The sequence below is a fragment of the Actinoplanes sandaracinus genome, assembly GCF_030009775.1.
In the GTDB taxonomy this organism is placed as follows: domain Bacteria; phylum Actinomycetota; class Actinomycetes; order Mycobacteriales; family Micromonosporaceae; genus Actinoplanes; species Actinoplanes sandaracinus.
Map to the genome: position 1 here is coordinate 41,728 of NZ_JASCTH010000047.1, position 13,366 is coordinate 55,093.

10 protein-coding genes are annotated in these 13,366 nt (G+C 71.4%); 6 read left to right on the plus strand and 4 right to left on the minus strand.

Annotated features, from left to right (window positions below; genetic code table 11):
* Nucleotide 1 precedes the first annotated feature (1 nt).
* Both QLQ12_RS43840 and QLQ12_RS43845 read left to right on the plus strand, forming a co-directional pair.
* Complete coding sequence (locus tag QLQ12_RS43840; protein WP_282767002.1) at nt 2-328, plus strand: STAS domain-containing protein; 327 nt, start codon at nt 2-4, stop codon at nt 326-328.
* A gap of 347 nt (nt 329-675) precedes the next feature.
* The gene (locus tag QLQ12_RS43845) at nt 676-855 is read left to right on the plus strand and encodes a hypothetical protein (RefSeq protein ID WP_282767003.1); all 180 of its coding nucleotides are present in this window, start codon (nt 676-678) and stop codon (nt 853-855) included.
* A gap of 1,020 nt (nt 856-1,875) precedes the next feature.
* Here QLQ12_RS43845 and QLQ12_RS43850 read toward each other — a convergent pair.
* From QLQ12_RS43850 to QLQ12_RS43865, 4 genes are all read right to left on the minus strand, one after another.
* Complete coding sequence (locus tag QLQ12_RS43850) at nt 1,876-3,156, minus strand: cytochrome P450 (protein ID WP_282767004.1); 1,281 nt, start codon at nt 3,154-3,156, stop codon at nt 1,876-1,878.
* Between the two features lie 63 nt (nt 3,157-3,219).
* A complete protein-coding gene (locus QLQ12_RS43855) occupies nt 3,220-5,412 on the minus strand; it encodes a glycoside hydrolase family 9 protein (RefSeq protein WP_282767005.1) in 2,193 nt (730 codons plus the stop codon).
* A gap of 32 nt (nt 5,413-5,444) precedes the next feature.
* Nucleotides 5,445-6,680, minus strand: coding sequence for an ATP-grasp domain-containing protein (locus QLQ12_RS43860; RefSeq protein WP_282767006.1), 1,236 nt, complete (start codon nt 6,678-6,680; stop codon nt 5,445-5,447).
* Nucleotides 6,681-6,700: 20 nt separating this feature from the next.
* Entirely contained in the window at nt 6,701-7,675 is a 975-nt protein-coding gene (locus QLQ12_RS43865; protein WP_282767007.1) for an alpha/beta hydrolase, read from the minus strand.
* Nucleotides 7,676-7,742: 67 nt separating this feature from the next.
* Between QLQ12_RS43865 and QLQ12_RS43870 the strand changes: the two genes are divergently transcribed.
* From QLQ12_RS43870 to QLQ12_RS43885, 4 genes are all read left to right on the plus strand, one after another.
* The gene (locus QLQ12_RS43870; RefSeq protein ID WP_282767008.1) at nt 7,743-8,186 is read left to right on the plus strand and encodes a DUF5990 family protein; all 444 of its coding nucleotides are present in this window, start codon (nt 7,743-7,745) and stop codon (nt 8,184-8,186) included.
* Nucleotides 8,187-8,270: 84 nt separating this feature from the next.
* Entirely contained in the window at nt 8,271-11,306 is a 3,036-nt protein-coding gene (locus tag QLQ12_RS43875; protein ID WP_282767009.1) for a DEAD/DEAH box helicase, read from the plus strand.
* A gap of 178 nt (nt 11,307-11,484) precedes the next feature.
* Nucleotides 11,485-12,285: an SWIM zinc finger family protein gene (locus QLQ12_RS43880; RefSeq protein WP_282767010.1), complete on the plus strand. Its 801-nt coding sequence runs from the start codon at nt 11,485-11,487 to the stop codon at nt 12,283-12,285.
* Between the two features lie 881 nt (nt 12,286-13,166).
* A partial coding sequence (locus QLQ12_RS43885) for a hypothetical protein (RefSeq protein WP_282767011.1) occupies nt 13,167-13,366 on the plus strand: 200 nt, incomplete at its 3' end.

The window sequence follows — 13,366 nt, forward strand, 5'->3', positions numbered from 1 at the left end:
GATGACCACACGCCGACAAGCCGACGGGGCCGTCGTCGTCGATGTGCGGGGCACCCTCGACGCCACCACCATCGACGCCGTCCGTGCCGCGCTTCTCGACGCGCTCCAGCGTGACCGCCCCGGGCTGATGACCGTGGACCTGACATTCGTGACGTTCATGGACTCGATGGGCATCGGCATGCTGGTCGCCGGCTATCAGGCGGCTCGCGATCTGGGGGCGCGGTTCGTGTTGCGCAACCCGAGCGAGTTCGTCCTCCGGCAGTTGCGCATCACCGGCCTCACCGACTTGTTCGGCCTGCCCTCCGCCGCCGACACCTACCGCTTCTGATCCGCCGCACACCCGCGCCGCTGCTGTCGCCGACGCGGCCGCCTGATGCTTCTGTCGCCGCCTCAGATGACTGGCGCTTCTGTCCCCGGCGTGGACGTCTGAGGCTTTTGTTGTTGCGGCGAGCGTCTGGGGCTTCTGTTCGCGGCGTGGACGTCTGAGGCTTCTGTTCGCGGCGTGGACGTCTGAGGCTTCTGTTGTTGCGGCGGGCGTCTGGGGCTTCTGTTCGCTGCCTGGACGCCTGGGGCTTCTGTTGCCGGCGTGGGCGTCTGGGTTTCTATTGCTGGCGAGGAGGGCTGCCGCTTTAGTTCCTCGGGCGGGTGTTTGGCGCATCTTGCTGGGGCGGGCGCTTGCCGCTTCTGCTCCTCAGGCGGGCGCATTTCTCAGTGCCGGGCGGCCCGGGCGCGGCTGAGGTCCTCGCCACCGCCGAGCGGCCGGGCGTGGCTGAGGTCTTCGCCGCCGCCGGGCGGCTGATCGCCACCGGCCGGGTCGCCGCCTGGTCGCCGCACTGCATGTACCCGTGCCCGTAGTTCCCGGCCTGTGACGACCACCCCGCGCGACACGCGGGCTCAGTTGGTCGCCCGCTTCGCCGAGCTGGTCAAACCAGCGCCGAACTTATCGACCACCCGGCCGGCCGATGTCACCACCTCGACCCTGACCGCGCCCACCAAAGGCACCCACCGGCCCAGCCGTAGCCCAGCGGGTTTCCGCTGGCCGGTGACGCGTTGTGGCTACGGCTGGCGCTGCCCGAGAGGCGGCGGTTCGCGGTCCGGCCGTAGCTCGCGGGTTATGTGTGGCCGGTGGGGCGTTGACGCTACGGCTGGTGGTGCCCGAGGGTGGCGGTTCGCGGTTGGGCCCTAGCCGAGGCGAAGTTCCGTGGGTTGGTGGGGCGTCGTGGCTACGGCTGGTGGTGCCCGAGGGCGGCGGTTTTTCGGTCCGGGCCGCAGCCCAAGCGGGTTTCCGCTGGCTGGTAGGGCGTTAGGGCTACGGCTGGCGGCGCCTGACGGTGGCGGGTTTGGTGGGCCGTAGGCAGCGTGGGGCTCCGCTGGCTGGTGACATGTCGCGGCGGGGTGGTTGGTGGCTCGACCGCTGCGATCTTGTTGCGCCGGCCACCCGATGCGGTGGTCAGCGCTTCAAGGTCTGCGGGGGTGGCGGGGTGGTTGGTGGCTCGACCGCTGCGATCTTGTTGCGCCGGCCACCCGATGCGGTGGTCAGCGCCTCAAGGTCTGCGGGGGTGGCGTGTGGATGGCGGCTTGTCACCGCGATTTTGATGCTGTGCCTACGATCTTGGTGCGTTGCCTTCCTGGTGCGGTGGTCAGTGCTTCACGATCTAAGGGCGCCGGGTGGCTGGTGGCCTGACCGCTGCGATCTTGTTGCGCCGGCCACCCGATGCGGTGGCCGACGCTTCAAGATCTGTGGGGGGGGGCGGGTTGCTGGCGGCCTGGGGGCCGCGATCTTGATGTGCCGGCCAACTTGATGTGCCGCCTGCCGGTGTGGTCGTCAGCCTTGATGTGTTGGCTCGCTTGAGGGCTGGCTTACCGGTGGGGTGGTCAGCTGGTGACCAGGGCCGGCTGTTTGACGCGGACCGGCAAGTGGAGCGGTCCGCGGATCACGCCGGAATTGCGGCGGCGCACCGCCCCGGCGCGCCGCAGGCCCGGCATCCGCTCGGCCAGGCGCTGCAGCGCGACCGTCGCCTCGAGACGGGCCAGTGGCGCGCCGACGCAGTAGTGGATGCCGCTGGAGAAGGCCAGGTGGTCGACCTCGGGCCGGCGGTGGATGTCGAACCGGGCGGCGTCGGCGTAGACGGCCGGGTCACGGTTGGCCGCCCCGAGCAGGGTGACCACGAACTGGCCGCGCTGGATCACACGTCCGGCGACCTCGGTCTCCTCCAGCGCGCACCGCGCGGTGCGCTGGACCGGGGGATCCCAGCGCAGCGTCTCCTCGATCGCGGCCTCGGCGAGGCCGGCCGGGTCGGCGCGGAGGGCCTCCCACTGCTCGGGGCGGTCGAGCAGGGCGTTGACCGCGTTGCCGATCAGGTTGACCGTCGTCTCGAACCCGGCCACCAGCAGCAGCCGCAGCATGGGCAGGATCTCGGAGGGCTTGATCTGGTCGCCCTCGCTGGCCAGGATGCGGCCGATGACGTCGTCGACCGGCGGGGTGCCGGGCGTTTCCAGCCGGGCTCGCCGCACGGTGATCAGCCGGACGAACACGTCGTCGAGCTCGTCGCTGGCGGCCTGGAGCCGGGCCGCGTGGCGCAGCGACCGGATGCCGTCGAGGGCGCTGCCGATCACCGCTCCGTGCTCGGCGAACCGGGTGGCGTCGGCGTCGGGGACGTCGAGCAGGTCGGTGATGACCGCGATCGGCAGTGGCGCGGAGAACGCGCTGACCAGATCGAATGAACCCTGCTCCAGCGCGGCCCCGAGGAGCTTGTCGACGGTCTGCTCGACTCGCGGGCGGAACCCGGCGATCTGTCGCGGGCTGAACGACGGCTGGGCGAGGCGGCGCAGCCGGGTGTGGTCGGGTGGGTTGCGGTCGAGGAACGACATGTCGACCTCGTCGCCCGGCATCGGACCGAGCGTGTCCGTCGCGCGGACGCCGAACCGCCTGTCCCGGAGGATCGCGTTGCAGAGGGTGTGGCTGGTGCTCACATAGTTGCCCAGGCGGGTGGGGACCAGGTCGCCCTGGGCGCGGAGACCCTCGTAGATGGCATAGGGGTCGTTGCGGCCCGGCGCCAGGTGCAGCCGGGACATCGGATCGTGGCGGACATAGCCGTGAAAGGCGATGTCGAGCCGGCTCGCATAAAGGGCGGTGGCGAATCGTAGAGCCCGCACGGGTTCCCCCTCTCCCTGACCGAAGCCTAGGGCAGGGGGAACCCGTACCGTAAGTGACAGATGTCAGTCAAGCTCGGCGACGTAGCCGATGAGGTGGGCCAGGGCGGCGTTCCAGTTGATGGTCAGCTCGTTGGTCGCCCAGGATCCGATGTCGTCGATGTAGCAGAACTGGCCGGTGCAGCCCTTCAGCTTGCTCTGCGCCACCGGGTCCTGGATGGACGAGTTCGGGCCGCCGGCCAGGGTGCCGGCCGGCGGGTGCGGCAGCGACGGGTCGAGTTGGGCGGCGTACCAGCGGCTGTGCTGGTTCTGGGCGGCGACCTCGCCGTACCCGGTGACGTAGGAGATGTTTAGCGCGTTGCGGCCGAACAGGAAGTCCAGGCCGGTCAGCAGGCCGTTGCGGTAACGGTCCTTGCCGGTGAGCCGGTGCGCGGCCGCGACGACCACCAGGTTGTTCGCGATGACGCTGCTGGAGCCCCAGTCCCAGACGTTGCCGGCCGGGGCGTAGGCGACGCCGTACGGGTGCTGGCGCTGGATCGCGAGGTATTCGTCGGCGCCCTTGACCACCTGGTTCTTCACCGCGGACAGGCCGGGCAGGCGGTTCGGGACCAGCGCCAGGTCGATCTTCGCGGCCGCCGCGGTGACCGCCCAGTCGAACGCGACCTGCCCGAACACGTCGGCGGTGTGCTCCGGCGAGGCGAGGATGTCGGCCGCGTACTTCTTCTCACCGGTGGTGAGGTAGAGCTCGGCCGCCGCCCAGTAGAACTCGTCGGTGACCTTGTCGTCGTTGTAGGCGCCGCCGCCGACACCGTCGGACGCGGGCGCGTACAACGCCGGGTTGGCCTTGGCGGCGTCATAGGCGGTGCGGGCGGCGGCGAGGGCCCGGGCCGCGAATGCCTTGTCGTACGGCTTGTAGAGACGCGCGGCATGGGCGGCGGTGGCGGCGACGTTCAGCGTCGCCGCGGTCGAGACCGGGTGCAGTTCGCGGGGCTGCGGGTCGAGATGCGGCAGCAGCGGCAGGCCGGTCCACGCCTGGTCATGGATCTTGTGATGCACCAGGCCGGTCGGGGCCTGCATGCTGAGCAGGAACTCCAGCTCCCAGCGAGCCTCGTCCAGGATGTCCGGCACGCGGTCGCCGCTCTCCGGGATGGTCAGGTTCACCTTGCGGGAGCCGCGGTTGTGCTCGTACTCGGCGAGCAGTTCCCAGACCGAGATGCCGCCGTTGACGACGTACTTGCCGTGGTCGCCGGCGTCGTACCAGCCGCCGCGCACGTCCAGGGTGTAGTCGCAGACGCCCGGCTGGCAGGGCACCGCGCCGTCGCCCTTGTTCGGGGCCACGTCGACGTGGCCGGCGGGACGCGCGTACCCCGGGCGCAGGTCGTCACGGATCTCGATGCCGCTGCGCTGGGTGTAGTAGAGCTTCAACGCGTCGGTGCGCAGTCGCTCGTACGCCGAGGAACCGACGTCGAACGGCCGTGAGGTCTCGCCGTCGGCGACCAGGGTGAGGTCCTGCGCCCGTTTCGTGAAACGGCTGAAGTCGATGGTGTGGACGTTCTGGCCGGAGGACGCGTCGATGCCGCGCGGGGCGGTGGCGCCCCGTGCGACGGTGCGGCCGGAGGCGGAGCGGAGCTCCCACGGCAGGGCGGTCGTCGACGTGGTGACCAGCGTGGCGCCCTTCGGGCCGTCCGGCAGGTAGCCGACCTGGTTCACCCGTACGCGGGGCCCGGTGTCCGGCTCGTAGACCTCCGGCGGGACGCCGCCGACCAGCGACACGTTGTCGACGCAGAACCGCCACGGGTCAGGGCTGCCGCCGACCTGGAAGGCGACCTGGCCCTGTGCGGTGCTCGCGTTGGCGGTGAACGTGTACTCGTAGTGCTGCCAGTCGCCGAGGACCGGTGACTGTTCGAAATACGTGTCGTAGGGGCTGACCGCGAGCCCGGTGACGGCCCGGACCACGTGGCCGGCGTCTCCTGAGGCCTCGAAGCTGAACCGGTACGTCTCACCGGCGACCAGATCGACGTCGTTCTGGCCGACCACGGCGTCCCAGCGGTTGGTGGTGCCGCCGGGAACGTCCACGCAGGCCCGCCCGTCGGCGAGGGCGATGGTCATGCCGGCGTTGGTCCAGAACGGGTCGGCGCCGTTGTCGAAACCGCCGTTGACGACCTGTTCGACTTCTTCGGCATGGGCCGGGGCAGCGGCGCCCGCGACCACGAGGACGGTGATGGTGGCTACCTTCAGGGAGCGCTCCCATAGATGCATGGAAACATATTGGTTGCGAGCGTGTTGCCGCGTCAACGCCCCTGATCGCTAATCCAGGCGTCGATCAACCCGCCGAAGTGAGCGAGGAACTTCTCGTGCTCGTGCACCGGGTACATCGCCCGGACCGTCTCGCGCAGCAGCGACCGGAACTCCTCGGAGGTGACCCAGTCGTACACGATGTCATCGACGTTCTTCAGGTTCTTCTCGCAGAACTCCCGGTATCTGTCGATCTCGAAGTAGTCGTCGGCGAGCCTGCGGTATTCGCGCAGTTTCTCGGCGTAGGTCCGGTCCGAGTCGGCCACCTCGAAGTAGGCGCGGGTGTCCATGTCGAGCCGGGGCTTACGGCCGGTGACCACGCAGAAGACCGTCCACCGCAGCAGCGCCGTCATAGCCCACGGGAAGTAGTAGTGCAGCGAGGTCAGCGCCACGTCCGGGCAGGCGTTGGCGTAGTCGATCGGGTGCACGTCGTCGCCGCGCACCAGCGACTCGCACGAGTTGAACTCCCACCGGAAGAACGCGTTGACCAGCCGGGAGATCGTCACCACCTCGTCGCCGGCGTCCGCCGACAGGAAGCCGTGGTCCACCTCGTAACGGGCGTGCATCGGCTGCTCCGGCCGGAACTTCATCACCATCGTCTCCGGGCCGATGCTCAGGGACCGGGCGAAGACGTCGTACCCCTCGACCGACGCCTGCAAGTGCATCAGCCGCTCCCCGGAGGCGTCGTAGGCGGAGTGCAGCTCGTCCAGGTTCCGGATCTTCGACACCCCCACCCAGGCGCCGCCGTCGTACGGCTTCATCCAGAGCGGGTAACCGACCGACGCCGCCGTCGCCTCCAGGTCGAACGGCCGGTTGTACCGGGCCGCGGTGTACGCCCACCGCGAGTTCTCCAGTGGGTTCTTGAACGGGACGAGCACCGTCTCCGGAACCTTCAGACCGAGCCGCATCATCGCGCAGTACGCGGCGTGCTTCTCCATCGACTGGAACGTGAACGGGCTGTTCAGCAGGTACACGTCGTCCATCAGCGCGATCTTCTTGAGCCACTCGCGGGGGTGGTAGTACCAGTACGCCAGGCGGTCGATGACCAGGTCGTGCCGCGGCTTGTCACGCAGGTTGAACGGCTCGATGGTGACCCGCACCGGCAGCGCCCGGTGGCTGCGCCCGTCCGGCCCGCTGACGTTGCCCACCCGGCGCAGCAGCTGCTCGTAGGCGCGCGGCCAGTCGTCCTCGGTGCCCAGCAGCATTCCGATGGTGTGCTCGACGTCGGCCACGTCGCCTCCCCTTCTGGAGATCAGTCCGGCCACACCCGCCGCAGGAGCCCGGTCAGGTGTGGATGCAGCGTGTCGCGCCACCCGGTCCAGGTGTGGGCGTCCGGGTTCTCGGTGAAGTCCACGGGGTACCCCTGTTCGCGCAGAGCATCCGCCATGTCGCGGTTGTTCGCCAGGTTCTCCTCCGCCGCGCCGCAGGTCAGCGCCGTCGGCGCCGCCGGGCCGGTCCGGGCGTGCCGGACCTCCCTGACGAAACGCACGATCCGCCCCCAATATCGGAAGCCTGACTCCTGGCGGTCGTGCCGCGGCTGGAAATAGCTGCCCGACTGCAGGAACAGCCCGGCGAAGGCCTCCGGAAACCTGCGCTGGACGTGCAACATCGCCAGCGCGCCCAGGCTCGCCCCGGCCCCCACCACCGGGCGCCCGCCCAGGCGTGCGCGAAGCCGCGGCAGCGTCTCCGACCCCAGCACCCGGGCATATCCCGGGTCGGCCGAGAAATTCCGCTCCCGGTCGCTGATCGGCAGAAGCACCAGGTGGTACGGGGAAACGCGCCCATCTCCGATCGCGGCGGCGGTGTAGTCGGCAAGCGCACCACGGTGCTGGTATTCAGGACCGTCGTGGGCGACCAGCACCCGGTCGGTCGGCGCCGCCGGCGACCAGACGCGGGTCTCGCCCACCGGCAGCCGCAGAGATCGCCACCGGCCCGGCGCGGCCGGCAGGCGCAGCCAGTCCGGTTCCGCATAGCCGGGGCAGCGCAGTTCCCGTGGCCCCTCATCCTCGCGGGCGCCGTCGCGGTGGGTCAGCTCCAGGCGGTACTCCAGCCGCCACAGCGGAGGCCGCTCGCGGCTCAGCTCCCACGCGCCGGCTCCGGAACGGAACCGCAGGTCGGCGCGGAACGCCGAGGAGAGCACCCGGACCCCGGCCAGTCTGCGCCCCGGATCGGCGCGCCGGAACCGGAGCACGGAGCCGTCGCACCAGGCCCCGTCCGTACCCTCCATGAACGCACCCTAGCGCCGCCCGCGCCGGACCGCTCACCGTTGCCGGCGCGGCCCTATAGTCGCAGGCGTGCGGATCCGGATCGAGGGGTACGACCTGCCCGGGCGGGCGGGTGCGCCGCAGGCGGAGACGCTGCGGCTGGGCGGTGTCCAGGTCGGCGTGCAACGCCGCCGGGAGGTCGTCGGCCACGTCGCGGTCGACGCCGCCCAAGCCGTCTGGGAGCTGGAGGTCGACACCCGCGAGGTGGACGACCTGATGGACGTCGGCGGACCGTGGGTGCACGGCCGTCCGGGCGCCCGCTTCCTCTACCTGAGCTGGGGCAGCACCAGCACCGGCGAGTTCGCCGGGTTCCGGCGGGCGAAACTGCTGTTCGGCGACGTCCCCGGGGACCTGCTGCGGGCCGCCGCGGGCGGGGACGGCGTCCTGGTGGGGCGGCTCGGGCTGACCGGACCGGACGGCGGGCCGCGCTGCGCCCGGGTCCGCCCACCCGACATCGTCTGGACTCTGCGGTGACGGTGGTTACTCTTCGGGGCGCCTGTGGGCTTTCCGGGTCGCCGCGGCCGGGAACTGTCAGGGGGTCGGCCTAGAGTCGGCGACATGTTCAGCGACCACCTGCCGCAGCGGGAAACCGGGGATTCACCGGACCGGTCCGTCGTGGTGGGCGGGCCGGGTGTGCGCGTGCTGCACGGGCTGGTGGGCCCCGACGGCGGCCTGAGCCTCTGGGCCGAGGACGCGACGGCCGCCGCCGGCTTCACCGCCGGCCGTGGAGCGGCGCCGGCGCACCCGTTCGCCGTGCCGGGCGACGCGCTGCCGGCGGGGCAGGCACGGGCCGGCGCCACGCTGACGCTCCCCTCGACCGGGTCGGGTCCGTTGCCGTCACCGCACCTGGGGTTGCCCGAGCGGCGCGGCGTGCCCCGGGCTCGGGCTTGGCGGGTGCCGGCGGTCAGTGTGCCGTTCGTCGACGTCGACCTGGTCGCCGAGTTCGAGGGCCGGGTCGCGCCGTCGGCGCAGTGGCTGGTCGAGCTGTGCGGGTTCGCGGCGGGCCTGGTCCGGCGCGGGCGGGTGCTGCCCGGCGTCCGCATCGGCGGCCGCAACCCGGTGGCGGGCTGGCGGCCGGTGGTGGCCGGCGGCGACGCGGTCCGGCACGCCGCCCTCCTCGACCGCATGCCCCCGGCCTGCCGTGCCGAGCAGCCGGTGTCCGGCGCCGCCGGGGCGCCGGCGGCCGACGTGCTGGCGGTCGCGCTGGAGCGGCTGGTCGACGGGCTGGTGCGGACCCGCCTGGCCGAGGCTGGGGTGACCCTCGCCGACTACGGGTGGCTGGCCGCCCTGACCGGGGAGCCCGAGTTCGAGGCGGCACCCGCGCTGGCCGACGAGCTGGCCGACCGGCTGGACGCCTGGTTCGAGCAGGCGGCGCGCGGCGCCGAGGTGCGACTCTGCTTCCGTCTCAGCGATCCGCGCGAGCACGAGCCGGTGATGCCCGACGACGTGCCGCTGCCGGAGGACGCGTGGCGGCTGGAGTTCCTGCTGCAGGCGGTCGACGAGCCGAGCGTGCTGGTCCCGGCCGCCGACGTGTGGCGTGACCGGTCGGCGCCGCTGCGCAGATGGACCTCGCACCCGCAGGAGCGGCTGCTCGCCGGGCTGGGGCGGGCCGCCCGCCTCTATCCCGATCTGGGCGAGGCGCTGCGCGGCACCCATCCCGGGCAGATGCTGCTCGACACCGAGGGCGCGCACCGGTTCCTGAGCCACGCCGCCCTGCTGGAGGACGCGGGCTACGGCGTGCTCCTGCCGGCCTGGTGGCGTCGCCGCCCCGACCTCGGGTTGTCGCTCGAGGTGCGCGGCCGCGACCCGGTCTCACATGTTCTCCGCGACCGGGCGGTCGGGCTGCGGGAGCTGGTCGATTACCGGTGGGGGCTGGCGCTGGGCGGCCGCACCCTCACCGAGGACGACCTGGCCGACCTCGCCCGGGCCAAGGTGCCGCTGGTCCGGCTGCGCGGGCGGTGGGTGTTCCTCGATCCGGAGCGGCTCGCCGCCGGTCTGGCCTTCCTGCGGCGCGGCGGCGGGCGGATGACCGCGGGCGACGCGCTGCGGATGATGCGCCTGCTCCCGCCCGAGGGGCTCCCTCTGCCGGTGACCGACGCGCGCGGCGAGGGCTGGCTGGCCGACCTGCTGAGCGGGCGTCTCGACCAGCGCCTCGACGTGCTGCCACCACCCGAGGGCTTGGTCGGTGAGCTCCGGCCGTACCAGATCCGTGGTTTCTCCTGGCTCGCGTTCCTCGACTCGCTCGGGCTGGGGGCCTGCCTCGCCGACGACATGGGGCTCGGCAAGACCGTCCAGCTGCTGACGCTGCTGCTGCACCACCGGGAAGGCCCGGCTCTGCTGATCTGCCCGCTGTCGGTGCTCGGCAACTGGCAGCGCGAGGCCGGCCGGTTCGCGCCGTCGCTGCGAGTGCGGGTGCTGCACGGCGCCGACCGGGAAGACCCGGCCGTCCTCGCCGCCGAGGCCGACGTGGTGCTCACGACCTACGGCACCGCGGTGCGCGAGGCCGACGCGCTCGCCGCGATCTCCTGGGACCGGGTGGTGCTCGACGAGGCCCAGCACATCAAGAACAGCGGCGGTTCGGCGGCCAAGGCGGTGCGCCGGTTCCCGGCCCGCAACCGGATCGCGCTGACCGGCACCCCGGTGGAGAACCGGCTGGCCGAGCTCTGGTCGATCCTCGACTTCGTCAACCCCGGCGTGCTGGCGTCGGCGCACACGTTCCGCGCCCGGTTCGCGGTCCCCGTCGAGAGATACGCGGACGAGGACGCCGCCGCCCGCCTGCGCCATGCCACCCGGCCGTTCCTGCTGCGCCGCGCCAAGACCGATCATGCGATCGCCGCCGAGCTGCCGTCGAAACGGCACGTCCGGCACCTGTGCGGCATGACCACCGAGCAGGTCAGCCTCTACCGCGCGGTCCTCGACGAACTGGTGGAACGGCTCGCCGAACCGGGCGAGAAATGGCGCAAGGGCCTGGTCCTGGCCGCCATGACCAAGCTGAAACAGGCGTGCGTGCACCCGGCGCTCCTGCTCAAGGACGGTTCGCCGCTGCCCGGCCGATCCGGCAAGATCGACCGGCTGGAGGAGATCGTCGACCATGCGCTCGGAGCGGGGGAGAGCGTGCTGTGCTTCACCCAGTTCGCCCGGTTCGGCGCGATGCTCACCCCGCATCTGTCGGCACGATTCGGCGTGCCGGTGCGGTTCCTGCACGGCGGCACCTCGCGTGGCGCGCGCGACGCGATGGTCGCCGAATTCCAGGAGGCGAAGCAGCCCGGCGTGTTCGTGCTCTCGCTGAAAGCCGGCGGCACCGGGCTCAACCTGACGGCCGCCAACCACGTCGTACACGTGGACCGCTGGTGGAACCCGGCCACCGAGACCCAGGCCTCCGACCGTGCGTTCCGCATCGGGCAGCGCCGTGACGTGCACATCCACACCCTGGTCTGCCTCGGCACCCTGGAGGAGCGCATCGACCGGGTGCTCGTCGACAAGGGCGTCCTCGCCGAACGCGTCGTCGGCACCGGCGAGGGCTGGCTCAGCGCCCTCTCCGCCCAGGAGATCCGCGACCTGTTCGCTCTCTCCCCGGAGGCGATCGTTGACTGACCATCTCGCCGGCTGTCGGCCGGGTCGTGTTCTTCCGGAGGCGATCGTTGACTGACCACCTTGCCGGCCGTCGGCCCGGTCGTGTCGAGCGCTGCCGCGGCCGCCGCCGGTCATCGTGGCCGCGGGCGGTCGGCGCCTCCTCGCATGGCGGATCCGCCTCACGGAGCGGGGGTGGGTCATGACCGATTTCCCGCTCGCCTTCCTGGGCATGTTCGAGGCGTTGCGCATGGGACCGACCTTCGCGCGGGGCCGGCGCGACGAGCGGGCCGGGCACGTGCGCAGCCTCACCGTCTCCGGCAGCCTGGTCGTCGCTCTGGTGCGCGGGCCGGACGATCCGGTCGCGTTCCGGTCGCGGATCGCGGTCCGCGCCTTCGGGGCGTCCGAGTGGGCGCGGGTGGAGACGGCCCTGGTCGCTGAGGCCCGGTTCGTGGCCGACCTGCTCGACGGACGGATGCCACCGGGTATCGAGGCGATCTTCGCCGGCGCGGGACTGGGCCTGCTGCCGCTCTCGCTCGACGAGGTGGCGATGGACTGCAGTTGCGAGCGGTGGCCGATGCCGTGCGCTCATCTCGCCGCCACCTGCTACGCCCTGGCCAGGACGTTCGAGAGTGATCCGTTCGAGGTCTTCACGTGGCGCGGCCGGTCCCGCGACGAGCTGCTGATGCGCCTGCGGCGGCTGCGCGAGGCGGCCGCGACCGGAGCGGCGGGCGTCGACACCCCCGGCGCTGCGGCGTCCGATGGCGCCGATTCCGGGCGCGAGGTTCCGGAGCGCGACTCCCGGCCGCCGGCAGCATCGGACCCGGCCACCTTCTGGGGCCGGGCGCTCCAGCCGGAACCGGAGCCGGGGGGCCCCGGCGTGCGGCCGGACGCGTTGCTCGACCAGCTCGACGCGCCGCCGATCACCCATCATGGACAGTCCGTCGTCGAGGTGCTGCGAGAGGCGTACCGCGCCTTGCCGGATAATCCGACCCTCGATTGAGGAGGGTCCGTAAGGGTGTGGGAATCCCGGTCTCCTATGGCCGGAATTGATTGCCGCTGTACGGATGGGACTGCTGTTGCGGCGGTGACTTCCCTTGCCGTGCCCGCGTGGGGTTTGCGGACGAAAGAGGGCGTCGCGCTGCTCGGCGGGACCCTTATGTCCTGCGGCGAAAGACCAGGTCAGAGGACTTTCGCTGGCTAAACGCGACGATGGCAACCCTGACTTTACGGACACCGGGCGGGTCGTCCGAACGGTCAGCTTTCCGGTAAATGGCCGATCCGGCTTTCGGCACCGTGATGGGCTACGCGTGTCATGGCGATTTGTCCTGAAAAGGTGTGACATGAAAAACCCAAAGCGAATGCTAGCGGCAGCCGCCAGCATGAGCCTGGCGGCAGCGGCGCTGATCGGGGCTCCGGCTCCCAGCCACGCGGAACCAGCCGTCAAGGCGGCCGCCACCAAGAAGTCGACACAGACCCCGAACCAGACCCACACGCAGATCCAGACGCAGACCCAGACCCAGAACCTCGGCTGGGACGACGACTACGTGGTCGGTTACTTCAGCTCCGAATGGCAGTGCAACAAGGCCGGCTGGTGGGGTGAGAAGTCCGGCGCCTGGGGTGACTACTACTGCTACCCGGCGTTCGTTCCCCGCTACGGCTGGGTGTGGGTCCTCGAGGTCGAAGAGGACGACTGGTACTGGGACAACTGGATGGGCGGATGGCCCAGGGGCTGGCCCTACAGGCCTGCCTACCTGGTCCACGGGAACTACCACATCGGTGGCCCGTACACGCATCCCTTCAAGTGGAAGAAGGGCATCAAGTACGGACCGCTGAAGGGCTTCCCGCACGGCTTCCCTAAGTGGAAGAAGCCCGGATTCCCGGGTGGTCCTGGCGGCGGTCCTGGCGGCGGTCCCGGTGGCGGTCCTGGCGGCGGTCCCGGTGGCGGTCCTGGCGGCGGTCCTGGCGGCGGTCCCGGTGGCGGTCCTGGCGGCGGTCCCGGTGGCGGTCCTGGCGGCGGTCCTGGCGGCGGTCCTGGCGGCGGTCCCGGTGGCGGTCCCGGTGGCGGTCCTGGCGGCGGTCCC